Here is a 21,828-nt window from a genome sequence, read left to right as displayed (position 1 = left end):
GTGGGTGAGGGGTACGAGGCCGAGGACGCCGAGGACGGGGAGGACATGGAACGCCAGGAGATCGAGATCTTTCTGACGCTGGCGGAGGAACTGCACTTCGGCCGGACCGCCGAACGCGTGGGTGTCTCGCAGAGCCGTGTCAGCCAGACCATCGCCCGCGTCGAGCGCCGCATCGGCGCGAAGCTGTTCGAGCGCAGCAGCCGGCGCGTGACGATGACGGCCATCGGGGAGCAGCTCAGGGACGGGATCGCCCCTGCTCAGCGCCGTATCGAGGAGGAGATCGCCAAAGCCACAGCGGCCGGCCGGGGGATCACCGGCACGCTGCGGATCGGCTTCTCGGGGGCGTTCACGGGCCATCTGCTGCACAGCGTCGCCGCGGTGTTCGCGCGCCGGCATCCGGGCGTGGACGTGCAGATACGACAGGTGCAGATATCCGACCCCTACGGGCCGCTGCGCACCGGGGACATCGACCTTCAGGTCACCGAACTCCCGGTGGCGGAGGCCGACTTGACGACGGGCCCGGTGCTGCTGTCGCAGCCGCGGGTGCTGCTCATGCCGTCCACGCACCCGTTCGCGCGGCGCGAGACGCTGAGCGTGGAGGATCTGGCGGAGGCGACGCTGCTGACGGTGACGAGGCCGGTGCCGGCCCACTGGCTGGACCATCACTTCCCGCGGCAGACGCCGTCGGGGCGGCCCATTCCGCACGGCCAGGCGATCACGCACTGGGAGGACGCGCTGTCGCTGGTCCTCGCGGGCAAGGGGGTGACGCCGGTCGCCGCGGCGGGTGTGCGGTACTACGCGCGCCCCGGCCTGGTGTTCCGGCCGTTCAGTGATGCCCCCCGCATCGAGTACGCGTTCATCTGGCCCACCGACCACGAGACGGGCCGGCTGCGGGCGTTCGTGGGCGCGGCCCTGGAGCATGTGCGCTCGCTGGGCGGCCCCACCAGGGCGCTGGAGACCCTGTGGGAGTCCGAGGGCGGCTGAGCCTGCCCGGGGTGGGTCCGGGTGTCGGTCAGTGGACGGCTCCCGCGGCGGACAGGTACCGGTCGTCGGGGCGGTCCTGGAGCATCGCGTGGTGCAGGGACCTGGTGGTGGGCGAGGGCGTGATGCCGAGGTCGTCGCTCATACGGCGGCGCAGCGACTGGTAGGCCTCCAGTGCGGCGGCGCGGCGGCCTGACGCGTACAGGGCGCGCATCAGCTGGGCGTGCACGTTCTCGTGGTACGGGTGCTCCTCGACGAGCGCGACGGCCTCGCCGACGGCCTCCTGGAACCGGCCGGTCGACAGCAGCGCGTCCACCCGGACCTCGCAGGCCGCGAGGTGGGCCTCGTTCAACACCCTGGATTGTGCGGTGAGTTGACTGCCCGCCTTGACGTTGCAGAACGGGGTGCCGCGCCACATCGCGAGGGCCTCGCCGAGCACCTCGGTGGCGCGCTGTGCGTCGCGCGCCTCCATCAGGCCGCGGGCCTGGAGGACCAGCTGCTCGAAGCGGGGCCGGTCCCATTCGCCGTCGGCGAGCTTCAGGACGTAACCGTTCCCGTCGGTGACGAGACGGTGTTCGGCGATGTGGCGCACGGTCGTGCCGGTCGCGGTGGCGAACGTCTTGCGCAGGGACCCGATGTAGGTCTGCAGCGCTGTGGTGGCGGTGCGGGGCGGTTCGTATCCCCACACCTCGTTGAGAAGGGCCGGTACGGACACCCGGCGGTTGGCTCTGGCCAGAAGCAGGGCGAGCACCTGGCGTTGTTTGGGTGCGGTGGGCGTGATGTCGTGCCCCTGCTCGGTTACGTCTATCGGACCAAGGAGTCGGAACTCCATTGCCCCTCCCTCGTGATGGACGCGCTGTCCGTGTCGGCGGACGGCGAGTGGGTGGACAAACAGGTGGTGGGCCTGGTGGTGGGCCTTACGGTGCGGTGCGGTGCGGGGGGTGCGGAATGTGCCGGCAGCCGTCGTGGCCGAGCCTGCGCTGCGCGGAGGCGGCGGAGACCAGCGTCGCGTGGCGGTGCCAGCCGGCGTAGGAGCGGCCGGCGAAGTCGTGCAGTCCGAGTTCGGTCTCGTCGGCTCCGGCCCGTGCGGCGGCGCGCTCCGCGATGAGAGCGCCCGCCTCCAAGTGGCGGTCGGGGGGCAGATTGGTCAGCCAGGTCCGGCCGGGCCGCGGGGACGGCGATGTCCATTCCCCGACGAGCAGACAGGGCCGGTCCCCGCCGGGCAGCGGCATCAGCGTGGACAGCGCGCCGAGGCGGGGACTGTCGGATGCGCCTTCCGTCCGGGCGGCGGTACGCGGTGACGCGTGCCGGCGGACCAGGGTGCGTATGGTCTCCAGGGGGTGCGCGGGGGCGGTGCCCTGGGTGGGCGCGAGCGCGAGGCGGAGGGTGTCGGGCACGGCGACGATCCAGTCGTGGCCGCGTTCCTCCAGTCCCTCGATGAGCGTTTCGGCATCCATGTGGCCTTCGGGGTCGATGACGACGGGTGCCCGGCGGGTGGTCCGCGCGAGCCGGTCGAGCAGCGCGAGGCAGAGCCCGGCGGCGTCGGTGTAGCCGGTGGCGCGGGGGATGCGGGCCTGCTCGCGCAGCCTGCTGTCCGTCGTCCACCGGCGCGGCAGGTAGAGCTGCCAGTCCACGGAGACGTCGCCGAGCCCGGAGGTCAGGAACGCACCTAGCGCCAGCTGGCAGTTGACGGTGCGTCCGAGGCCGGGCACGAAGCGCCGGTGGACCCCGGCGGCGAGGCTGCCCCGCTTGGGTATGACCACGGGGGCCACCGTCCAGGACCGCACCGGTGTGTGCCCGGCGACCCAGCGGGTGAGTTCGGCGCGGACCGGGCGCCACTCCCAGGGGCTGACGTTGACGAACTGCTGGAGTGACTGCGAGGCCGTCGGGGACGGGGTGACGGAGGCCGCCATCCGCCGCAGCGACTTCTTGCCCGGGGTGGTGAGCAGGCCCTTCACGTAGACCTCGGCCCACCGGCGCTGGTCGGCGCGCGGCAGGTGGGCGAAGAGCCGGTGCACGGCGGGCGCGGGGGCCGCGCCGGCGGTCCGCGCTCTGTCGTCGAACGTCCGGTCCATGGGTGGGCTCCTCTCCCTCGACGTCCCTGCCCAGGAAATATAGCGAACGTTCTCTATTTTTCTAGCCCAGTTCTCGGTGAGGGCAGGGGGCGGCGAGTCCGCAGCAGGTGCCGCGGCCGGGCTACAGGGGCCCTGAGCTGGGAGGAGGGCGCGGCCTTCGTGTGCGGAGGGGAAGTTGAATATTTGGGCGCAGGGGTGGTCCGGCTCAGTGCCGGGTGTCGCCGTGCGTACGATCCGTGCCCGGAACGGTGCGTTCAGTTGATGCCGGAGCGCCCGAGGAGCCTTGTCCAGTACGTGAGTTGAGGTTCCCTCAGAGGGACTTGGCCGGGGACGCGAGTGCGCTCAGCGCCTGGAGCGCCTGCGCCAGCTCGTCCTGGGGGTCGGCTCCGGACGCGTCCCGCAGGGCGCCCCTGGCCGATGCGGTGGCCTCGACTCCGGCCATGACGTACGTGAGCAGCGCGGCGGTGGAGACCGGGGTCAGACCGGAGCCGGGGTGCTCGTCGGGCCAGCCGCGCTCCAGGCTCTCGCGCATGTGGGGGATCCAGGCCGCGTACCAGTTGGACTCGGCGCCGCGGCCCTCGCGGGTGAAGCGCGCGGCAGCCCTGATGCTCGGGGTGGTCTCCAGGGCCTCGGCGAGCGCCAGGGTGTCGACGAGCACGCCCCGGAGTCCCGGGTCGGCCTCGCCCCCGTGCAGCACCGCGCGCGTCGCGGCGGCCCCGGCTTCCTGGACGGCGTCCGCCAGGGCGGACTTCGACGAGAAGTGGAAGGTCAGGGCACCCATGGTGACCCCGGCCGACTTCACGATCCCGAGCAGGGAGGTGCCGGCGTACCCGTGCGCGGCGAACTCGGCGGCAGCGGCCTCGATGAGCCGGCGCCGGGTCAGTTCTGCTCTCTCCTGGCGTGCCATAGATCTACCGTAGGTCAAGACTTTCCCAAGAACACCCCATGAGCCGCGGCCCGGAACGTTCTTGGCAGGTCGATCAGGGCCGAGGGGCGAGATGCCGTCTCCCGGCGTCGGGCAACACCTGCTTGACTGCCCGGCATGATCAAGGACGTACGTGACATGGACGGCCGGGTAGTGATGATCACGGGGGCTTCGTCGGGCATCGGCGCGGCGGCGGCGCGCCTGTTCGCCGGAAGGAACGCCCCCGTAGTGCTCATGGCCCGCAGACAGCAGCAACTCGACGCGCTGGTGGGGGAGATAACGGCGGACGGAGGGAAGGCGGTGGCCGTCGTCGGTGACGTGCGCCGCGGCGAGGACGTTCAGCGGGCCGTCGCCACCGCGGTGGAACGCTTCGGCAGGCTGGACGCCGCCTTCAACAACGCCGGTCACGCCACGCTCGGCACAGAGCTGCACGAGACGCCGGACGACGACTTCGACTCCGTGATGGACATCAACGTGCGGGGCGTGTGGAACTGCCTGCGCCACCAGATCGGCGCCATGCTGGCCACCGGCGGCGGGTCCATCGTGAACACGGCGAGCACGGCAGGCCTCATCGCCACCGGCGTCGGCGCCCCCTATGTCGCCGCCAAGCACGCGGTGATCGGACTGACGAAGGCGGCCGCGGCCGAGTACGGGACGCGCGGCATCCGCGTCAACGCGCTCGCCGTGGGCAGCACGCTGACCGAGATGATGGAGTCCGTCATCGACCAGGCGCCCGGCATCGAGAAGACGTTCTTCGCGCGGGCCGTGCAGCAGCGCTTCGCCGCGCCGGCCGAGGTCGCCGAGGCGGCGATGTGGCTGTGCAGCGACGCGTCGTCCTTCGTCACCGGGGCGACCGTGCCCGTCGACGGCGGTGTTCTGGCCGTCTGATCCCCGTACGGCGTGAGCGCTCCGGCCGGACCTGGGCCCGGCAGGAGCGTTCACGCCGCTGACGCGACCTCAGATGCCGGCGGTCGCCCGGTCATGGGTCCACACCGTTCCGGCCGCCGCCTCCGCGTCCAGCGTGCGCAGCAGGGCGTCGTCGATCTCGTGCAGGGAGCCGACGAGGTGGCGTACCCCGGTCTCCCGCATGAGCTCCGCCTGATGGCTGTGCTCGAAGGTGCTGGGGTGGCCGATGAACGGCACGTCCAGCGCCCTGGCCGCCTCGGCGACCCGCGCCACGTCGTCGATGAAGAGCACCTCGCCGTGGTCGAGGCCGAAGTGCGCGGTGATCTCCTTGAGGCCGGGCCGCACCTCGTTCGTGCAGATGTACCGCGGCCCGGCGAACTGGTGGGCGTACGCGCCCAGATGCTCGTCGAAGTGCGACTTGTCGAGCCCGCCGTAGCAGACGAAGGGCAGGCCCGCGGCGCGCAGCCGGTCGAGCAGGGCGGGCGCGCCGTCCATGATCTCCACCGGGTGGTCGGCGAGATAGCGGGTGCGCTCCTCGAAGTACGCCTCCAGGGCCTGCTGCCCCGTCATCTCCTGCGGCACCGACTCCGCCATGGCCTCACCCGCGACGGCCTGGCGCTGGGAGAAGACCCGGCGCTCGACGTCGGCCGAGTAGACGCCGCCGCGGCCGGTGACGAACTGGTGGATCAGCGGACTGAAGGTGTCGTTGAGCAGGACGCCGTCGATGTTGACGGCGGCGAGCCGCAGCCGGCGAGGCAGGTCAGTCATCTTCGCTCCCCTTGTCGTGCGCGCCCAGGGTGGTCCACAGGGACTTCGCGCGCTCCTGGCTGTTCTCGATCCGGCCGAGGGTCAGGTCGTCGGCGACGCCGGGCAGCAGCAGCTTCCACATGTTCACCGTGCGCCGCGGCAGGTCGGCCCGCTTGGAGACGACCTGCGCGTACTCCTGCATGCCGGTGCACGCGCCGACGACGAACTCGGCGAGCTCACCGAGCTCCACGTGCTCGCGCAACTCGCCGTTTTCGCGGGCCACTTCGAGACACTCCTCGAAGCTGCGCGCCCAGACCGCGTACGGGGACGCGTCCTGGAGGCCGAAGCTGGCCTGCTCGCCCGTGAGGCGCACGCCTGCCCGCAGCAGCGGGTCGGCCTGGAGCGAGTGCGACCAGATGAGGGTGATGTCCACCAGGCGCTGGAGCCCGGTGGACGGCACGTGCGGCTCGATGGTGGTGCGCTGGGCGTGCATCACTTCCAGCGCGAGGTCCTGCTTGTTCTTGAAGTGGAAGTAAAGCGCCCCCGCCGTCACGCCCGCCCGCTGGAGAATCTTGTTGATCCCCGCGCCGGCATATCCGTACTCGTCGAAAACCTCGGCCGCAGCCCGCAGGAGCTGCTCCCGGGTCTGAACTGCGCGTTCCTGCTTCGGTGCTGCCATGCCACGTCCCGGTCTCGACAAAAAAAAGAACGCCCTCTATGTTACTGGCTGTGGCGCGGATCCGCTACCGCGTCGGGGGCAGCGCATGACAGCGCTCACACAGGGGGATCACTGATGAACGACATGGCTTCGACGATCACTTCGATACCTGCTCGCGTCACCAAGGAGCTCGTCCACAAGCACGACGCCTCCCAGGTTCTCCTCACGGACCTCGGGCGCATCGGCGAGGACGAGTTCCTGATCACCGCGGACTGGACGGACACCAGACGCCTGATGAGCACCCAGGACAGCCGCCGCGACGACGCGGTGCTGCTGACCGAGACGATCCGGCAGACCTTCCCGCTGCTCGCGCACGCGGGTTACGAGGTGCCGTTCGGCCACCACCTGCTGTGGGACGAGTACCGCTACGCGCTCGGCCTCGACGCGCTCGGCCGCGGCGGCGCCGGCGGCCGGCCCCAGCTGCACATCAAGTGCTACGACATCGTGCGCCGGCGGGGCGTCGTCTCCGCGCTCTCCCTCGACATCACGGTCCTGCGCGACGGCGAGCAACTGGCCACCGCCCACACCCGGTTCGACATCCAGCCCGCCGCGATCTACCGGCGCCTGCGCGGCGCCCGCGGCGACGCCCTGGAGATGCTGGAGCTGGCCCGCAGCCGTCCGCTGCCGCCCCCGGTCTCCGGGGCCAGCGAGGAGTTCCGTGACGCCGTCCTGTCGCCCACCGACGAGCGCGACCGCTGGCAGCTGCGGATCGACACACACCACCCGATGTACTTCGACCACCCGAGCGACCACGCGCCGGGCATCCTGCTCCTGGAGGCGGCCAAGCAGGCGGCCCGCGCCGTGCGGCACCCGAGGGCGGGTGTCACCGAGGCGATGGAGACCGTCTTCCACCGCTACGTCGAGCTGGACAGCCCCTGCCGCGTGGACGCGCAGCCGCTGCCGGACGACCAGCAGGGCCGCGCCCGCATCCTGGTGACGATGCATCAGGAGGACAAGCTCTGCTTCACCGCGCTGGTGTCGGTCGCGAAGTCCCCGGCCGGCCGATAGCCCGTTCTGCCCCGGCGGCCGCGCCCTGCCCGATCCCGGGCAGTGTTCGGCCGCCCGCCCGCGTCACATGGGCCCCGAGCACCAGGTCGTCGCCGACCGCCACCGGGTGGCCCACGGAGCGCAGCAGGTCCAGGTCGGAGGCGTGGTCGCCATAGGCGGCGGCGCGTGCCGCGGGCACCGCGCGCCGCGCCATCAGCTCACGTGCCAGGCGACCCTTCTCCGGGCCGATCACCGCGTGTTCCAGATGGCCGGTGAAGTGGCCGCCGACGATCTCCGGCTCGCTGCACAGGATCTCGTCGGCGCCCAGGAACTGTGCGACGGGCTGCAGGCAGGGCCTGAACGAGCCGGAGACCAGGGCGATCACGGCGCCCTCGCCGCGGTGCCGGCGCAGGGCCTCGACCGCGGGCGGGTGCAGGAGTGTGCCGCTCGCGAGCTCCGCGTCGAACCAGGCGCGGCCGTGCGCGAACACCTCCTCGGCCGGCCGCCCGGCGAAGAGCCGGTAGAACTCGCGGTTCGTCTCGCGCCGGGACACGCCCGCCGCGGCCTTGGCCCGCAGGTCGCCGGCGGCTTCGGCGTACGCCGAGGGTGCGAGGCCCCGCTCCCGGAAGTGGAACTCCAGGAACCGGAACATGCTCTTCACGGTGATCAGGGTCTCGTCGACGTCGAAGAACGCGAGCTCGACGCCTGAACCACCCGTGCTGTCAGGGGAGATGGGGTCTTCTGCCGGCATGTGAGCCGCCTTCCTTACGAGGGCTGGGACGGGGTGGGGGTGGGCGGCCGGTCAGGCCGCGACCGCTGCGGGAACGGTGGCCGCGGCGCGCGCCGTCAGATACGCGCGCACTCCCTTGCCCGCCGTCTTACGGCCCAAGTGCTGTGCGGCGACGAGCTGTTCGAGCAGGGTCGCGGGCGCCGGTGTCCACACCGCCGGGTCCGCGTGGAGCCGCCGCTGCACCTCCAGGGCCACGTCGGCGCCCACGGTGTCGAGAAGGCGTACGGGACCGAGCGGCTGGCCGCCCACCGACTTCAGGGCCAGGTCGAGCGTCGCCGTCGTCGCCTCTCCGGCGTCGAGGAGGCCCAGGGCCTCGTTCAGATACGGGAAGAGCAGGGCGTTGACGATGAACCCGGCCCGGTCCCCGCACTCCACCGTCTGCTTGCCGAGCCGCTCGGCCACGGCGCGGGCCCGCGCGAGGGTGTGCGCGCTGGTGCGCTCGCCGGGGACCAGCTCCACCAGCGGCATCAGCGGCGCCGGGTTGAAGAAGTGCAGGCCGAGGACGTGCGCCGGGCGGCCCGCGGTCTCCGTACAGGCACCCACCGGCAGGCTCGACGTCGACGTGGCGAGCAGCGTGTTCGGCGGGCACACCTTGCCGAGCTCGGCGAAGAGCCGCCGCTTGACCTCCAGGTCCTCCACGACGGCCTCGACGACGATGTCGGCGCTCGCGAGCGCGGACCGGTCGCTCGTCGCGGTCCAGGGGGCCGGCCCTGTGTCATCGGAACTTGCGTCTGCGGGCGGGGCGTTGCGCTGGAGCGCGAAGTCGATGCGTTCGGCGGCGGCCGCGGCCTTCTCCTCGGACCTGGCCAGGAGCGTCGTGCGGAACCCGCCGCGCACACACGCCTCGGCGATCCCGGTGGCCATCGTGCCCGAGCCGATGACGACGACATTGCGCCCGGGCGGGGCGGTGGGGTGCACGGTCCGGCGTTCGGCGGCCCCCTCCTCGTAACGGCGGAAGCCGCGGCCAGACTTGGCGCCGAGCGCGCCCTGCGCGACCAGCTCGTCGAGGATCGGGGCCGGGGCGCGCAGGCCGCCGCCGAGGTCGCCGAGGCGGGCGAGGACGTCGCGCGCCGTGTCCAGGCCGATCGCGTCGAGCGCGGCCAGCGGCCCCTCGCTCCAGCCGCAGCCGAGGCGGACCGCCGTGTCGACGTCCTCGGCGCTCGCGTACCCGTCGTGGACCATCCACGCGGCCTCGTTGAGGAGGCCGAGCAGGAGGCCCGGCGCGAGGGAGCCGGGCCGGTCGCCGACCTGGTGGGCCTTGATCCCGGCCGCCGTGAGGATCTCCAGGACCCGGGCCGCCGCGGCGTCCCCGGCGCGCGGGGCGCGGGCCAGCTCGACGGCGTCGAGAGCGTCGGCGCGCAGGAAGCGCAGGGCGAAGAGGCCGGGTCCCGCGGCGTCCTCCAGGTTTGCGAGGGCGGTGGTGAGCGCCGTCGTGAGGACGGGCGTCCCGGGCCGGCGGTGCTCGCGCAAGGAGGCGAGCACCGCCCGTTTCAGGGCCGCGGGTTCCGGTACGGCCTCGATGACCAGGTCGGCCGAGGCGACGCCCGCCGGGAAGCGGGTCAGGGTGCGCGGGCGCTCCCCGGGACTCAGCCGCAGGGCCCTGACCAGGGCCGCGGGGTCGTCGTCGATGCCTATGACGCGCAGCCCCGCGCGGGTCAGGCGGCGCGCGAGGGCGAGCCCGGTGCCGCCCAGGCCGACAACGGCCACGGTGAAGGGCGGCGGCGCGTCCTCGGCGGAGGGAACGGAGTCGGCGGTCGGAACGGAGTCGGTGGTGGGAGTGGTGCGGGCGTGGTCGGCCATGGTGCTGCTCCTGCCTTCGCGGGTGGGGGCATCAGTAGCGGCTGCCGGTGGCGGCGGGCGCGGCGTCCAGGTCGTGCAGGTCCTGGAAGGTCAGGCGCAGGCCGGCCGCGGCCAGGTTCGCCGTCAGATAGCGCAGCTGCTTGGTGCCGGGGATGGGGACGACGTGGTCGCCCTGGGCGAGGGTCCAGGCGAGCGCGACCTGGGCGGCGGTGGCGCCGTGCCGGGCGGCGACGTCTTCGACGGCCTTCACGATGCGCAGGTTCGCGGTGAACGCCTCGCTCTGGAAACGCGGGTTGGTGGCGCGGAAGTCGCCGTCCTCGAAGTCGTCGGGCCGGGTGTAGCGGCCGGTGAGGAAGCCCCTGCCCAAGGGCGCGAAGGGCACGAACGCGGCGCCGTTGGCGGCGCACCACGTGGCGATTCCGGTGTGCGGGTCGATCGGTTCGCGGGTCCACAGGGACAGTTCGGACTGGACGGCCGCGACGGGATGCGCCGCGTGGGCGGCGGCCGCCTCCCCTGCGGTGACCTCGGAGAGGCCGAGATGACGGACCTTGCCCTGGCGCACCAGGTCGGCGAGGGCGCCCCAGGACTCGGCGAGCGGGACTTCGGGGTCGACGCGGTGCAGGTAGTAGAGGTCGATGACGTCGACGCCGAGGCGGCGCAGCGACGCATCGGCCGAGCGCCTGATGTGCTCGGGGGAGCCGTTGCGGCTCAGGGTGCGGGTGGCGAGTTCGTCCACGACGATGCCGGTCTTGGTGGCCACGACGGCGTCGTCGCGGCGTCCGGCGAGGGCCTGCCCGACGAGGGTCTCGTTGTGGCCCGCCCCGTAGGCGTCGGCGGTGTCGATGAGGATGGGCCCGGCGTCGAGCGCGCGCCGGATGACGTCCACCGAGGCCGCGTCGTCGCGCAGCGACTCGGCGTATCCCCAGCTCATTCCCATGCAGCCGAGACCGACGGGGTTGACCTCGAGGCCGGTCGTGCCGAGCTGACGCGTCTCCACGCGAACTCCCTTGTCAGTAGAGGTGATTGAGGTGAGAGAAATCATTGAGGCCAGTGGGGGGTGGTGCACGGGCCGGGGTGGCGGTGCCCCGGCCCGTTCAGGCGGCGGTGAGGACGAGGGCGGCGTTGTGCCCCCCGAAGCCCAGCGACGTACTCGCGGCGACCTGGATCTTCTGCTGCCTCGCCTTCCCCGTCACCACGTCGATATCGACGTCGATCGAGGGGTCGAGCGAGTCCACGTTGGCGGTGGGCGGCAGGGCGCCGTGGTGCAGCGCCAGGGCCGTGTACGCGGCCTCGACCGCGCCGGCCGCGGCCAGGGTGTGTCCGGTGACTCCCTTGGTGGAGGTCACCGCCGCCCGGTCGCCGAGCACCGAGTGCAGGGCGCGGGCCTCGGTCAGGTCGTTCATCGGGGTGGACGTGCCGTGCGCGTTCACGTGTTCCACTTCGTCGGGGAACACCCCCGCGTCGTTGAGGGCGTCCCGCAGGGCCCGGGCCAGGCCGGCGCCCTGCGGGTGGGGCGCGGTCGCGTGGTGCGCGTCCGACGTCGCCGAGAACCCGGCGATGTCGGCGTAGCGCCGCGCGTTGCGGGCGGTGGCGTCCGCGCACCGTTCCAGTACGAGGATGGCCGCCCCCTCACCGGCCACGAAGCCGTCCCGGTCGTGCGCGAAGGGACGGGACGCCGCGGCCGGGTCGTCCGTGCGGGCCGACAGGGCGCCCATGCGGGACAGGCCGTTGAGGGTGCCCGGACTGATCGCCGACTCGGTGCCGCCGGCCAGGACCACGTCGCACAGGCCGGACAGCAGCCACTCGCGGGCGGTGCCGATGGCGGACGCCCCGGACGCGCAGGCGGTCGCCGTGACGAGGCTGGGCCCGTGGATCTTCTGGTCCATGGCCACGTACCCGGCGACCATGTTGACCATCCCCATCGGGATCATCAGCGCGGACACGTCGTCGGGCGTGCCCTCGAAGTACGTCCGCAGCTGCTTCTCCAGGGTGGCGACACCGCCCAGCGAGTTCCCGATGACGACGCCGACGCGGGTGCCGTCCCAGGACCCGCAGTCGAGCCCCGCGTCCTTGACGGCCTGCCGGGCGCTGACGATGGCGAGCTGCGCGAACCGGTCGAGCTTCCAGGCGTTGCGCCGGCCCAGTTCGGCCGTCGCGTCGAAGCCGGGGACGCGGCAGGAGATGTCGACCCGCTCGCCCCTGAGCTCCGGGTCGGTGGTGGCGGCGGACACGCCCGACAGGACGCGCCGCCAGTTCTCGTCGACGCCGATGCCGGCGGGGGTGACGAGGCCTATACCGGTGACCGCGACGCCGCGGCCCCGGGCCACGCCGCTCATGCCTGGTCCGCCTTCGCGGAGATCACGGCGACCGCTTCGTCGAGGGTGAAGGACGACTTGAGCTCGCCCTCGACCAGGACGATGCCCATCTCCTTGCGGAGGATCAGGCTGAGCTCGACGAGTATCAGCGAGTCGATGTCGAGCTCGTCGAACGTGGCGCCCGACAGCAGCTCCGCCTCGTCGAGGCCGAACTTCTCGCTGATGAGGCCGGAAACCTGGTGCTTGAGGGAGAACTCGGTGGAAAGAGCGGTCATGACTGACTCCTGTTGTCTGTGAGATGAGGCGCCTGGGAAATGAGGTGCCTGCGAATTGGGCTGTGGGTGAGGCGAGTTGAGGCTCGGGGTGCTGCGGGGCACTGCGCGGCTACGACCGCGTGACCGGTTCGATGTCCGGCCAGACCAGCGCGGCCGAGCCCCAGGTGAGGCCGCCGCCGAAGCCCGTGAGGACCACGCGGTGGCCCGGTACGAGGTCGCCCTCGGCGGCCGCGTCCGACAGGGCGAGCGGGATCGAGGCGGCGACGGTGTTGCCGACCCGGTCCAGGTTCACCACGATCTGCTTGTCCTCCAGGCCCAGCTGCTCGCCGACGGCGTGCAGGATGCGGACGTTGGCCTGGTGCGCCACGACCTTGTCGAGGTCGCCCGGCGTCCAGCCGACCCGGTCGAGCAGGCGCTGCGAGGACTCGCTCATGTTGATCACGGCCTGGGTGAAGACGGGCCGGCCCTCCATGGCGAAGAACTGGTCGCCCTCGGCGGGCGGTTCACCCGTCGAGCGCTGGCGCGAGCCGCCGGCGCGCACCGTGATGAGGTCGGCGCCGCCGCCGTCGCTGCCCAGGTCGAAGCCGAGGAGCGCCCCGGGTTCGCCGGACTCGCCGGCCCGCAGGACCACCGCTCCCGCGCCGTCGCCGAAGATGGCGCGGGTGGTGCGGTCGACGGGGTCGAGGATCGTGGAGAAGGTGTCCGCGCCGATCACCAGGGCCCGTTCGGCGACCCCCGCCGTGATCATGGACGCGGCGGTGGCCAGGGCGTACACGAACCCGGTGCAGACCGCCGCGACGTCGAACGCGGGGACCGTGCCGAGCCCGAGCCGGTGGGCGACGCCCGGTGCGGTGCCGGGGCAGGGCCGGTCGGGGGTGCTGGTGGCGAGAACCACCAGGTCCACTTCGGCCTCGGTGTCGGAGGCGGCGTCGGAGTCGGCCTTCCTGCGGGCCGATTCCAGGGCGCGCTCCCCGGCCGCGACGGCGAGGTCCGAGGTGGACTCGCCCGGCGCGACGACGTACCGCAGGCCGATGCCCGTACGGGTCCGGATCCACTGGTCGGACGTGTCGAGCTGGGCGGCGAGCTCCTCGTTGGTGACGGCGGTCGCGGGCAGCGCGCCACCCAGACCGCAGACCACGGCGGCGCGGCTCATGAGGCCAGCTCCTCGATCTCGTGGGCGGCCGGGGCGGGCTGCGCGGGCACGGCCCGTACGGGACGCGCCATGGCCTTGAAGGAGCTGCCCGCCCGGCGTAGCGCCGTGCGCACCTCGGCCGGTTCGGGCGCGGTCAGCGCCGCGATGTGCCCGTCGGGCCGTACGAGGACGGCCCTGGGGGCCTTGCCGAGGAGCGGGGCGAAACCCGGCCAGGCGGAGATGTCCTGCACCCGGACGCTCTCGGGCGCGGCGGCCGTCAGCGCGTCCCGGCTCGCGACCCAGCCCGAGTCCTGCCGCTCGCCCGCCCACAGCAGCAGCGAGAGCCGCGCCGGGTCGATCGCGGGCCAGCGCTCGGCGCCCTTCTGGGGCGTGCCGTGCGCGGCGAACACGGGGAGGCGGTCACCGGCGCGGACCTTGCGGGTGAGTCCGGGCAGGGTGTCGCGCAGGGACTCGGCGGGCCGGTAGCTGACGTCGTGCTGTGCCATCAGCGGGGCGCCGAAACGCTGGAGGAGACCGGTGCGCGAGGCCAGGCGCAGGGCGCCGTCGCGGGCCGCTATCTCGTGGCGCCGCTTGAACAGACCCCAGCTGGTCTGCTTGGCGGTGGTCAGGACGATGCGCTCGGCGGCCAGATGCCGGTCGGAGTCGTACGTGTCGAGGATGCCCGGCTCGAACAGGCCGTTGACGACGCCCGCGAGCTTCCACGCCAGGTTGACCGCGTCCTGGATGCCGGTGTTCATGCCCTGCGCGCCGGCCGCGCTGAACACGTGGGCGGCGTCGCCCGCGAGGAACACGCGTCCCGCACGCATCGTCTCGGCGACCCGGCGCCGGGCCCGGAAGATCGTCGACCAGTCCAGCTTGCCGACCAGGCCGGGGCGCGGCGAGCGCTCGTCGAGGAAGTGCTGGAACAGCTCCCGCGGCGGGCCCTCCTCCTTGTCCCAGTCCGGCACGCTGATCGCGAGGCGGAACTGCCCGTTGCCGAACGGCGCGATGCCGAGGGCGCCGGTGCGTGAGTAGCAGTAGACGAGCGAGTGCGGGTCCATGTCGCCGTCGACCGGGCCGTCACCGATGGCGAAGAGGACGTCGTTGCCCGTGCCGAGGAGCTCGATGCCGGCGAACTCGCGCACCGCGCTGCGGGCGCCGTCCGCGCCGATCACCCAGTCCGCCTCGATCTGCTCGACGCGTCCCTCGGCGCCCTCCACCTCGGCGACCGGGCGGGGCCCGGACGTGTCGAGGCCGGTGAGCGTCCCGAACTCGATCTCGCCGCCGTACGCGGCCAGCCGGGTGCGGATGACCTCCTCGGTGGTGTCCTGCGGGATGACCACACCGCACGGGTACGGGGTGTCGGTCAGCCGGCTCATCTCGATGGCGCCGATGGCCCGCTTGTCGGAGTAGTACTGCACGGAGTCGAGGCGGTTGCCCGCGTCGACGACGCCCTGGGCCGCGCCGATCCGGCCGAGGAGCTCCAGGCTGCGCGGCCAGACCACGCTGGCGCGGGAGTGCTGGACGGGCCCGGCGGCCGAGTTGTCGATCAGTCTCACCGGAACGCCCTGGCTGAGGAGTTCGGTGGCGAGCACCAGGCCCACGGGGCCCGCGCCCACGACAAGGACGGGACGTCGTCCGCCGGGGCCCTCGCGCAGAGGGATCGTCATGACAGGTGTGCCTTTCTTCGAGTCGGTGGCTGTGGCGGTCAGGGGCGGTGCACCACGACGGCGCTCCAGGTGAATCCCGCGCCGGCGCTCAGCACGGCGGCGTACTCGCCGCGTTCGAGGCGGTACGGGCTCGCGCCCGCGGACAGTGCGGTCAGGTTGGACAGCAGGTCCCCGGCGCCGAGGTGGCCGGTGCGGTCGCCGAGGTCGGCGACCGGCGCGTCCGTGACCTCGGCGACGGCCGGCCCGTACACGTCGCGGGCGGTGGCCCGGCCGAGCCTCGGCAGCAGTACGGTGCGCAGCTTGTGGCCGCCCCTGCCGATCCCCGCGTCGGACAGGGCGTCGGCGAGGACCTCGCTGGTCTCGCGCCGCAGCCGGCCCAGGAACTCCGGCTTGCCCTGCGTCGCGAGGAAGGCCTTCTTGGTGCGGCGCACGTCCACTGCGGTGCTGCTGGTGTGCGGCGCCGGGTGGAACGCGCCGGTGTCGCGGTGGGCCACCTCCAGTGCGGGGACGGCCCGGGTCCGCAGGGCGCGCAGGGTGAGCGCGCCCTCCGGTACGTCGTCGGGGGTGGCGGCCCGTGCGACGACGGCCGCGGTGGCGCCGTCGCCGTACCAGACGCCGTAGTCGCCGGCCCAGCGGTCGAAGCCCGGCCGGGCGAAGCGGTCCGCCGTGGTCACGAGGACCGGTGCGGTGCCCTCGCCGGCCGCGATGCGGTCCACCGCGGTGCTCAGGGCGGCCGCCGCTCCGTTGCACATCTGCTGGATGCCGGTGGGAACCGCTCCGTGCGCCCCGGTCTCCGCGGCCACGTAGTGGGCGGGCGACCAGAAGTCGTGGCCCTGGTAGTAGGTCCAGGCGTGCAGGGTCGCGGACACGTCCTCGGCCTTCGCACCGACCCGCGACAGGGCGCGGTGCGCGGCCCGTACGGCCATCTGCGGCGCCGACTCCCGTTCGGACACGGGCAGTTGCTCGTATCCCATGGCGTCGGCCTCGGCGGCCGTCACCCTGCCGTCGGCGAGGGCGTCGACGGTCTTCTCGGCGGTTGGCGGCAGCCACTGGGCGGCCGACAGCCACACCTGGCCGGGGATCACAGGCACTCCTCCCCCTCGGGCAGCGCGGTGACCGCCGCGGACGTCGTGGTGTGCATCCGGCCGGAGGCGATGACGTCGCCGTCCTGCACGAAGTCGATGTAGAAGGTCCGCAGGTCCGGCAGCATCAGGCTGAGGTTGTCCTCGTGCGCGTACGGCTCCGTCTTGCGGATGTGGACCGTGGTGGGGGCGTCGAGCTCGGCGTAGCGCATGAAGTCGAAGTCGAAGCCGGCGACCGTGGTGCGGCTGACGGAGGCGCCCCACAGGTCGGAGACGCCGAGCAGGCACAGCTGGCGGGCGGCCTCCATGAGGACCATGCCGGGCACGTGGTCCTGGCCGTGGTCGAACATGCTGCGGTTGTCGAGGGGGATGCGCACCGTGGCGTGCGCGTTGTCCGTGTTGACGGTGGCGGAGGCGAGCACGACGTTCGACGGGGAGCTGCGGCCCACGAGGTGCGGGGCCACATAGGCGTTCTCGCGCGGGATGTCCTTGAAGGGGACGAGTGGCCTGCCGCGGCCCTGGACGCGCACGGCGTCGTAGACCTCGGCGGGTATGTAGCCCACGTCCATCTTGACGAAGCCCAGGCACCGCTTGGCGAGCTTCATGTCGATGCCGAAGGTCAGCCGGCGCACATCGCCCGGCGTGCCGCGGCGGTTGCTGGTGCGCACCGAGATCCGCAGCTCGCCCGGCGTCTCCTCCTCGGGCAGGGTGAGCAGGCCCGGCAGCTCCATGGACCAGGACCGCAGCAGGAACTTGCTCTTGCGGGACACCCCGGCGAACTCGTGGCCGCCGTACGTCTCTGCCTGCCGGCAGCACTCCAGGAGCAGCATCGGGTCGGGGGCACCGAGCCGCGAGGTGTGCTCGGTGTAGTAGGCGTGGGACGGGGGGAGCTGGGCCGCGGCGAGGTAGTCGTTATCGCCGGTCTGCCGGCTGTCCGTCAGAAAGACCTCGGAGAGCGCCCAGCGGTGGAGAAGGGAACGGTCCACGGTGCGCATGAATTCGAGGTTCGCGGCACCCGGCAGGCAGGTCCTGACTGCGGGGGATTCGGCGGTCTCGGGGTTCAGGGTCTCGGGGTTCATATTCGTCCTCCTGATGCGGCGCGGGGAGGAGAGCGGGAAATTATCCGGAACTCCGGTAATTCCCTTTTCCCTTCCCTCGCTTGATTTCATTGTCGAGGGGGGTGGCAAAGCGTTCACTAAAGGCGGCCTCAAGGCGCTTTCGGGCGTGCTCAGGCCGCCCAGGCGAGCGGGCTGCGGTAGCCGTCGGCGGGCCGGTCCCACTGCGCGCGGGCGGGCACCACGACGGCGTCCTCGCCGGCGTCGGCGCGGGAGCGCAGCGTGGCGGTCAACACCGCGACGAGCGCGGCCAGTTCATCGGGGGTCGGATTACCGCGCACGACGTGGAACGCGGCCTCCCGCAGCACGTCGGAGCCGCTCACGGCGCTCGTGGCGTTCACGTCGCTCACGTCGCTCACGTCGCTCACGTCGCTCACGTCGCTCACGTCGCTCACGTCGCTCACGTCGCTCACGTCGCTCACGTCGCTCACGTCGCTCACAGCGGGGTGATCCCGTGCTTGCGCTGCGGCAGCGCCCGGTGCTTGGTGCGCAGCATGGCCAGCGACCTGGCGAGCACGGCCCGGGTCTCGCCGGGCTCGATGACGTCGTCCACGAGGCCGCGTTCGGCCGCGTAGTACGGGTGCATCAGCTCGGCCTTGTACTCCTTGACCATCTGCTCGCGCATCGCGGCGGGGTCGTCGGCGGCGGCGATCTGCCGCCGGAAGATGACGTTGGCAGCGCCCTCGGCGCCCATCACCGCCACCTCGTTCGTGGGCCAGGCGAAGGAGAGATCCGCGCCCACGGAGCGCGAGTCCATCACGATGTACGCGCCGCCGTACGCCTTGCGCATGATCAGCTGGATGCGTGGGACGGTGGCGTTGCAGTACGCGTACAGCAGCTTCGCGCCGTGCCGGATGATGCCGTTGTGCTCCTGGTCGACGCCCGGCAGGAAGCCGGGCACGTCGAGCATCGTGACGAGCGGGATGTTGAACGCGTCGCACAGCGACACGAACCGCGCGGCCTTCTCGCTCGCCTTGATGTCGAGGACGCCCGCGCTGGCCATCGGCTGGTTCGCGACGATGCCGACGACGTGCCCGTCGATCCTGGTCAGCGTGCACACCACGTTGTTCGCCCAGTCGGGCTGGATCTCGAAGTGCTCGCCGTCGTCGACGATCTCCTCGATCACCGCCTTCACGTCGTAGCCGCGGGCCGGATCGGCGGGCACCAGGTCGGCGAGCGCGTCGGTGCGCCGGTCCGGCGGATCGTCGGTGGCCACCGCGGGCGGCGCCTGCCGGTTGTTCGACGGCAGGAAGGACAGCAGATAGCGCACGTCCTCCAGGCAGGACACCTCGTCGTCGTACGCGAACGCCGACACACCCGAGACCGACGCGTGCACGTCCGCCCCGCCCAGCTCGTCCATGCTCACGCGCTCACCCGTGACCGCCTGCACGACGTCCGGGCCGGTGATGAACATCTGCGCCACGCCCCGCACCATGAACGTGAAGTCGGTCAGCGCCGGCGAATACGCGGCGCCTCCCGCGCACGGCCCGAGGATCACGCTGATCTGCGGGATCACCCCCGAGGACAGGGCGTTGCGGCTGAAGATCCCGCCGTAACCGGCGAGCGCCGTGACACCTTCCTGGATCCGGGCGCCGGCCCCGTCGCAGAGGCTGACCAGCGGTGCGCCGGACGCCTCGGCGAGGTCCATCAGCTTGTGGATCTTCGCCGCGTGGGACTCGCCGAGGGCGCCGCCGAAGATACGGAAGTCATGCGCGTAGACGAAGACCTGACGGCCCTCGACCGTGCCCCAGCCCGTGATCACACCGTCCGTGTGCGGCCTGCGCTTCTCCAGGCCGAAGCCGGTCGCGCGATGCCTGCGCAGCGGCTCCAGCTCCGTGAACGAGCCTTCGTCCAGGAGGAGTTCGATGCGTTCGCGGGCCGTGAGCTTGCCCCGGTCGTGCTGCGCCTGGGTCGCCCGCACCCCGGGTCCCGCGTGGACCTCGGCGCGCAGCCGGCGCAGCTCCTCGACGCGCACATGCACGCTGTCGGGCCGCTCCGGCTCACTCTCCCCGGAGGCGACCGGGTCCTGTACGACGGGTTTCTCGACGACGGTGGTCATGCCATGTCCTCCCATCCGACCGGCACCCCGATGGCGCCACCCGGGGAAGAGCATTCGGGGAGGGCGACAATGCGCGACTCAAGGCAGGCAAAAACAGCATTCCTTTTCCACGGCTTGAGCGGGCCGGCCGCACGATTCGTACCGACCGCCACCGGAAGGGAAGATCATGACCACGCACCTCCACGAGTCGTCCGACTCCTCGCCGCGATACGCCGTCCTGTTTCCCGGACAGGGAGTTCAGCGGCCCGGGATGGGCGAGCCCTGGCGCGCCACCGAGTCCTGGGAACTCGTCGAGTCCGTCTCGCGCGCCTCCGGCTTCGACGTGGCCGAGCTGCTGCTCACGGCCGACCAGGAGACCCTCTCGCGCACCGACCACGCCCAGATATCGGTGTTCACGGCGTCCCTGCTCGCGTGGTCGGAGCTGCGCCGGCGCGAGACGGACACGCGGGTCGGGGCGGTCGCGGGCCACAGCCTCGGCGAGTACACGGCGCTGGTCGCGGCCGGTGTCCTCTCGGTGGCCGACGGCGCCTGGCTGGTGGGCGAGCGCGGTCGCGCCATGGCGGAGGTCGCCCGGCGCCGGCCGGGAGGGATGGCCGCTGTCATGGGCGGCACCGTCGACGAGGTCGCCGCCCTCGTCGACACCTTCCAGCAGGAGGGCGAGGACCTGTGGGTGGCCAACCACAACAGCCCCCAGCAGACCGTGATCGCCGGCAGCCGTGCGGCGATCGGCGCGGCGGCGTCACGCGCGGCGGAGTCCGGCCTGCGCTACAGCGTCCTGCCGGTGACGGCCGCCTGCCACAGCCCCTACATGGAGCCCGCGAGCACGGCCCTGCGCCGGGCCCTGGAGCTGACCCACTTCGCGGCCGGCGTGCTGCCGGTGGTCGCGAACGTCGACGCCCGCGCCCACTACGGCGGCAGCCAGTGGCAGGAACTCAGCACCCGCCAGCTGGTCAGCAGGGTCCGCTGGGTCGAGTCCCTGAACACGCTCCACGAGGAGCTCGACTGCACGGCGTTCCTCGACATCGGACCCGGCGGCACCCTCGCGGGCCTGGCCCGCAGGGCGCTGCCGGACGTACCGGCCCACAAGTTCACAGCGCCCGCGCCGCTGGCGGTGGCGGCGTAACCGTCACGTCACTTACGTGCAGAGGCCCGGCCCGGGGGTCAGAACCCCGGGCCGGGCCTCGGTCGTTGCGGCGCTGCTCAGCTGATGCAGAGAATGCCGAGCACGCAGACCGGCTGGGGTGACGCCGTGGAGGGGGCGGGCGCGGGAGTCGTCGCCTGGTCCCCGCCGGACGAACCCGACCCCGTACTTGAGCCGGAACCCGTACTCGTACCCGAGCCGGAACCCGTAGCCGTGCCTGAGCCGGAACCCGTAGCCGTACCGCCGCCGGACTGGCCGGCGGGGGCGGGCGAAGAGGTCTGCGGGGCGGGGGCGGTGTGCGGGGCGGCCGGCGCGGAGTCGGTGTGCGGGGCGGCGGTCCGGGCCGGGGCGGCGTGGCGCGGGGCGCCGGTCGACGCGGCGGACGTGGCCGGCGCGGGCGCGGTGGCCGGGCGGGCGTGGCGCGGGCCGGTGGACTTGTGCGAACGGTCGCTGCCGCTCCGCGAGGCCCGGTCGTCCGGCGTGTCCGTAGAGGAGTCCGTGTTGGCCAGCGCCGGAGACGTGGTCACCGGGTCCGGGGCCGCGGAGGCGTGGGTGCGGTCGGGGGAGGCGTTGTTCGGCAGCGCGGCGATGGTGAGCCCGCCACCGACGATGGCGACGGCCGTCGCGGCGACGGCCCGGCGCTTGTTCTTCTTCCACTGCGCCAGCTTCCGCCGCCGGGCGGCGCGGCCGGTCTGCGAAGAGGCCACGGGCGCGGAGACGTCCACGGAACCGACGGTGGCGGCCTCGCCGCCCGCGTCGGCCACGTCGAAGGCCTTGGCCGTGGAGAAGGCGTCGAAGTCGTCGAACGAGTCGGCGTACGAGCCTGAGTCGGCGTACGAGCCGGAGGCACCGGCAGCCGCCGCGGAACCGCCACCACGGCCACGGTCGGCGGCGGGGGATATTCCGAAGAGCGCCGACGACGAAGCCGAGGACGCCGAGCCCGCCGCGTGCGAGGGGCGCGGAACGGTCGACTGGTACGACGTCGCCGTGGGCGGGGCGATGTCAGGGGCGTAGGCGCCGCAACCCGGGCACACCAGCGCTCCGTTGAGGGTCCGACGGCACGAGGAGCAGTAGTCCATCTTCGATCTTTCTGTGGCTGACTGCGCCGCC

21 protein-coding genes are annotated in these 21,828 nt (G+C 72.6%); 4 read left to right on the top strand and 17 right to left on the bottom strand.

The window, feature by feature from the left end:
• On the top strand, window positions 1-984 hold the full coding sequence (locus ACIPWY_RS13745) for a LysR family transcriptional regulator (RefSeq protein ID WP_362901354.1): 984 nt from the start codon (window positions 1-3) through the stop codon (window positions 982-984).
• A gap of 28 nt (window positions 985-1,012) precedes the next feature.
• Here the strand turns inward: ACIPWY_RS13745 and ACIPWY_RS13740 are convergent, their stop codons facing one another.
• The 3 genes from ACIPWY_RS13740 to ACIPWY_RS13730 form a co-directional block, all read right to left on the bottom strand.
• Window positions 1,013-1,813: an AfsR/SARP family transcriptional regulator gene (locus ACIPWY_RS13740; protein WP_351986483.1), complete on the bottom strand. Its 801-nt coding sequence runs from the start codon at window positions 1,811-1,813 to the stop codon at window positions 1,013-1,015.
• 85 nt (window positions 1,814-1,898) lie between these two features.
• Window positions 1,899-3,056: an IS701 family transposase gene (locus tag ACIPWY_RS13735; RefSeq protein ID WP_401533230.1), complete on the bottom strand. Its 1,158-nt coding sequence runs from the start codon at window positions 3,054-3,056 to the stop codon at window positions 1,899-1,901.
• Between the two features lie 310 nt (window positions 3,057-3,366).
• Window positions 3,367-3,963 carry a TetR family transcriptional regulator gene (locus ACIPWY_RS13730; RefSeq protein WP_362901350.1) on the bottom strand — a complete coding sequence of 199 codons (597 nt, stop codon included), beginning with the start codon at window positions 3,961-3,963 and terminating at the stop codon, window positions 3,367-3,369.
• A gap of 135 nt (window positions 3,964-4,098) precedes the next feature.
• Here ACIPWY_RS13730 and ACIPWY_RS13725 point away from each other — a divergent pair, with 135 nt between their 5' ends.
• A complete protein-coding gene (locus ACIPWY_RS13725) occupies window positions 4,099-4,869 on the top strand; it encodes a glucose 1-dehydrogenase (protein ID WP_362901348.1) in 771 nt (256 codons plus the stop codon).
• Window positions 4,870-4,938: 69 nt separating this feature from the next.
• Here the strand turns inward: ACIPWY_RS13725 and ACIPWY_RS13720 are convergent, their stop codons facing one another.
• Window positions 4,939-5,655 carry an HAD family phosphatase gene (locus ACIPWY_RS13720; protein WP_362901346.1) on the bottom strand — a complete coding sequence of 239 codons (717 nt, stop codon included), beginning with the start codon at window positions 5,653-5,655 and terminating at the stop codon, window positions 4,939-4,941.
• Window positions 5,648-6,313: a ScbR family autoregulator-binding transcription factor gene (locus ACIPWY_RS13715; RefSeq protein WP_362901344.1), complete on the bottom strand. Its 666-nt coding sequence runs from the start codon at window positions 6,311-6,313 to the stop codon at window positions 5,648-5,650. The genes ACIPWY_RS13720 and ACIPWY_RS13715 overlap by 8 nt, the downstream gene beginning before the upstream one ends.
• Window positions 6,314-6,427: 114 nt before the next feature.
• Here ACIPWY_RS13715 and ACIPWY_RS13710 point away from each other — a divergent pair, with 114 nt between their 5' ends.
• The gene (locus tag ACIPWY_RS13710; protein ID WP_362901342.1) at window positions 6,428-7,360 is read left to right on the top strand and encodes a ScbA/BarX family gamma-butyrolactone biosynthesis protein; all 933 of its coding nucleotides are present in this window, start codon (window positions 6,428-6,430) and stop codon (window positions 7,358-7,360) included.
• Here ACIPWY_RS13710 and ACIPWY_RS13705 read toward each other — a convergent pair.
• The 11 genes from ACIPWY_RS13705 to ACIPWY_RS13655 all read right to left on the bottom strand — a co-directional run bounded on the left by ACIPWY_RS13705 (window position 7,317) and on the right by ACIPWY_RS13655 (window position 19,577).
• On the bottom strand, window positions 7,317-8,090 hold the full coding sequence (locus tag ACIPWY_RS13705; RefSeq protein WP_401533226.1) for an HAD family hydrolase: 774 nt from the start codon (window positions 8,088-8,090) through the stop codon (window positions 7,317-7,319). The genes ACIPWY_RS13710 and ACIPWY_RS13705 overlap by 44 nt on opposite strands.
• Before the next feature lie 51 nt (window positions 8,091-8,141).
• Window positions 8,142-9,929 carry a 3-hydroxyacyl-CoA dehydrogenase family protein gene (locus ACIPWY_RS13700; RefSeq protein ID WP_401533224.1) on the bottom strand — a complete coding sequence of 596 codons (1,788 nt, stop codon included), beginning with the start codon at window positions 9,927-9,929 and terminating at the stop codon, window positions 8,142-8,144.
• Window positions 9,930-9,960: 31 nt separating this feature from the next.
• Window positions 9,961-10,926: an aldo/keto reductase gene (locus tag ACIPWY_RS13695; protein ID WP_393699402.1), complete on the bottom strand. Its 966-nt coding sequence runs from the start codon at window positions 10,924-10,926 to the stop codon at window positions 9,961-9,963.
• Window positions 10,927-11,023: 97 nt separating this feature from the next.
• Window positions 11,024-12,265, bottom strand: coding sequence for a beta-ketoacyl-[acyl-carrier-protein] synthase family protein (locus tag ACIPWY_RS13690; protein WP_362901334.1), 1,242 nt, complete (start codon window positions 12,263-12,265; stop codon window positions 11,024-11,026).
• Window positions 12,262-12,519 carry a phosphopantetheine-binding protein gene (locus ACIPWY_RS13685; RefSeq protein ID WP_362901332.1) on the bottom strand — a complete coding sequence of 86 codons (258 nt, stop codon included), beginning with the start codon at window positions 12,517-12,519 and terminating at the stop codon, window positions 12,262-12,264. The genes ACIPWY_RS13690 and ACIPWY_RS13685 overlap by 4 nt, the downstream gene beginning before the upstream one ends.
• A 109-nt stretch (window positions 12,520-12,628) precedes the next feature.
• Window positions 12,629-13,672: a beta-ketoacyl-ACP synthase III gene (locus tag ACIPWY_RS13680; RefSeq protein WP_362901330.1), complete on the bottom strand. Its 1,044-nt coding sequence runs from the start codon at window positions 13,670-13,672 to the stop codon at window positions 12,629-12,631.
• Window positions 13,669-15,321 (bottom strand): FAD-dependent monooxygenase, encoded by a 1,653-nt coding sequence (locus tag ACIPWY_RS13675; protein ID WP_393699406.1) that lies wholly within the window; start codon window positions 15,319-15,321, stop codon window positions 13,669-13,671. Before ACIPWY_RS13675 ends, ACIPWY_RS13680 begins: the two co-directional genes overlap by 4 nt.
• Before the next feature lie 38 nt (window positions 15,322-15,359).
• Window positions 15,360-16,406, bottom strand: a complete 1,047-nt coding sequence (locus ACIPWY_RS13670; protein WP_401533220.1) for a 3-oxoacyl-ACP synthase — start codon at window positions 16,404-16,406, stop codon at window positions 15,360-15,362.
• Window positions 16,403-17,482, bottom strand: a complete 1,080-nt coding sequence (locus ACIPWY_RS13665; RefSeq protein WP_362901325.1) for an AfsA-related hotdog domain-containing protein — start codon at window positions 17,480-17,482, stop codon at window positions 16,403-16,405. The genes ACIPWY_RS13670 and ACIPWY_RS13665 overlap by 4 nt, the downstream gene beginning before the upstream one ends.
• Before the next feature lie 149 nt (window positions 17,483-17,631).
• Window positions 17,632-17,958, bottom strand: coding sequence for an acyl-CoA carboxylase subunit epsilon (locus ACIPWY_RS13660; RefSeq protein ID WP_401533218.1), 327 nt, complete (start codon window positions 17,956-17,958; stop codon window positions 17,632-17,634).
• Window positions 17,955-19,577 carry an acyl-CoA carboxylase subunit beta gene (locus ACIPWY_RS13655; RefSeq protein ID WP_362901321.1) on the bottom strand — a complete coding sequence of 541 codons (1,623 nt, stop codon included), beginning with the start codon at window positions 19,575-19,577 and terminating at the stop codon, window positions 17,955-17,957. The genes ACIPWY_RS13660 and ACIPWY_RS13655 overlap by 4 nt, the downstream gene beginning before the upstream one ends.
• Before the next feature lie 166 nt (window positions 19,578-19,743).
• On the opposite strand from ACIPWY_RS13655, the gene ACIPWY_RS13650 reads away from it, so the two are divergent.
• Window positions 19,744-20,700, top strand: a complete 957-nt coding sequence (locus tag ACIPWY_RS13650; RefSeq protein ID WP_362901319.1) for an ACP S-malonyltransferase — start codon at window positions 19,744-19,746, stop codon at window positions 20,698-20,700.
• Window positions 20,701-20,777: 77 nt separating this feature from the next.
• Here ACIPWY_RS13650 and ACIPWY_RS13645 read toward each other — a convergent pair whose 3' ends face one another.
• The gene (locus ACIPWY_RS13645) at window positions 20,778-21,797 is read right to left on the bottom strand and encodes a hypothetical protein (RefSeq protein WP_362901317.1); all 1,020 of its coding nucleotides are present in this window, start codon (window positions 21,795-21,797) and stop codon (window positions 20,778-20,780) included.
• Between the last annotated feature and the right edge of the window lie 31 nt (window positions 21,798-21,828).

This window comes from Streptomyces sp. NPDC090032 (assembly GCF_044748025.1).
Classification (GTDB): domain Bacteria; phylum Actinomycetota; class Actinomycetes; order Streptomycetales; family Streptomycetaceae; genus Streptomyces.
The sequence above is the reverse complement of the archived record's forward strand: the minus strand, read 5'-3'. Positions and strand labels throughout refer to the sequence as shown.

Coding starts and splice junctions, on each gene's coding strand:
- ACIPWY_RS13740 (WP_351986483.1), bottom strand. CDS start 1,813: ATGGAGTTCCGACTCCTTGGTCCGATAGACGTAACCGAGCAGGGGCAC.
- ACIPWY_RS13735 (WP_401533230.1), bottom strand. CDS start 3,056: ATGGACCGGACGTTCGACGACAGAGCGCGGACCGCCGGCGCGGCCCCC.
- ACIPWY_RS13730 (WP_362901350.1), bottom strand. CDS start 3,963: ATGGCACGCCAGGAGAGAGCAGAACTGACCCGGCGCCGGCTCATCGAG.
- ACIPWY_RS13725 (WP_362901348.1), top strand. CDS start 4,099: ATGATCAAGGACGTACGTGACATGGACGGCCGGGTAGTGATGATCACG.
- ACIPWY_RS13720 (WP_362901346.1), bottom strand. CDS start 5,655: ATGACTGACCTGCCTCGCCGGCTGCGGCTCGCCGCCGTCAACATCGAC.
- ACIPWY_RS13715 (WP_362901344.1), bottom strand. CDS start 6,313: ATGGCAGCACCGAAGCAGGAACGCGCAGTTCAGACCCGGGAGCAGCTC.
- ACIPWY_RS13710 (WP_362901342.1), top strand. CDS start 6,428: ATGAACGACATGGCTTCGACGATCACTTCGATACCTGCTCGCGTCACC.
- ACIPWY_RS13705 (WP_401533226.1), bottom strand. CDS start 8,090: ATGCCGGCAGAAGACCCCATCTCCCCTGACAGCACGGGTGGTTCAGGC.
- ACIPWY_RS13700 (WP_401533224.1), bottom strand. CDS start 9,929: ATGGCCGACCACGCCCGCACCACTCCCACCACCGACTCCGTTCCGACC.
- ACIPWY_RS13690 (WP_362901334.1), bottom strand. CDS start 12,265: ATGAGCGGCGTGGCCCGGGGCCGCGGCGTCGCGGTCACCGGTATAGGC.
- ACIPWY_RS13685 (WP_362901332.1), bottom strand. CDS start 12,519: ATGACCGCTCTTTCCACCGAGTTCTCCCTCAAGCACCAGGTTTCCGGC.
- ACIPWY_RS13680 (WP_362901330.1), bottom strand. CDS start 13,672: ATGAGCCGCGCCGCCGTGGTCTGCGGTCTGGGTGGCGCGCTGCCCGCG.
- ACIPWY_RS13675 (WP_393699406.1), bottom strand. CDS start 15,321: ATGACGATCCCTCTGCGCGAGGGCCCCGGCGGACGACGTCCCGTCCTT.
- ACIPWY_RS13665 (WP_362901325.1), bottom strand. CDS start 17,482: ATGAACCCCGAGACCCTGAACCCCGAGACCGCCGAATCCCCCGCAGTC.
- ACIPWY_RS13655 (WP_362901321.1), bottom strand. CDS start 19,577: ATGACCACCGTCGTCGAGAAACCCGTCGTACAGGACCCGGTCGCCTCC.
- ACIPWY_RS13650 (WP_362901319.1), top strand. CDS start 19,744: ATGACCACGCACCTCCACGAGTCGTCCGACTCCTCGCCGCGATACGCC.
- ACIPWY_RS13645 (WP_362901317.1), bottom strand. CDS start 21,797: ATGGACTACTGCTCCTCGTGCCGTCGGACCCTCAACGGAGCGCTGGTG.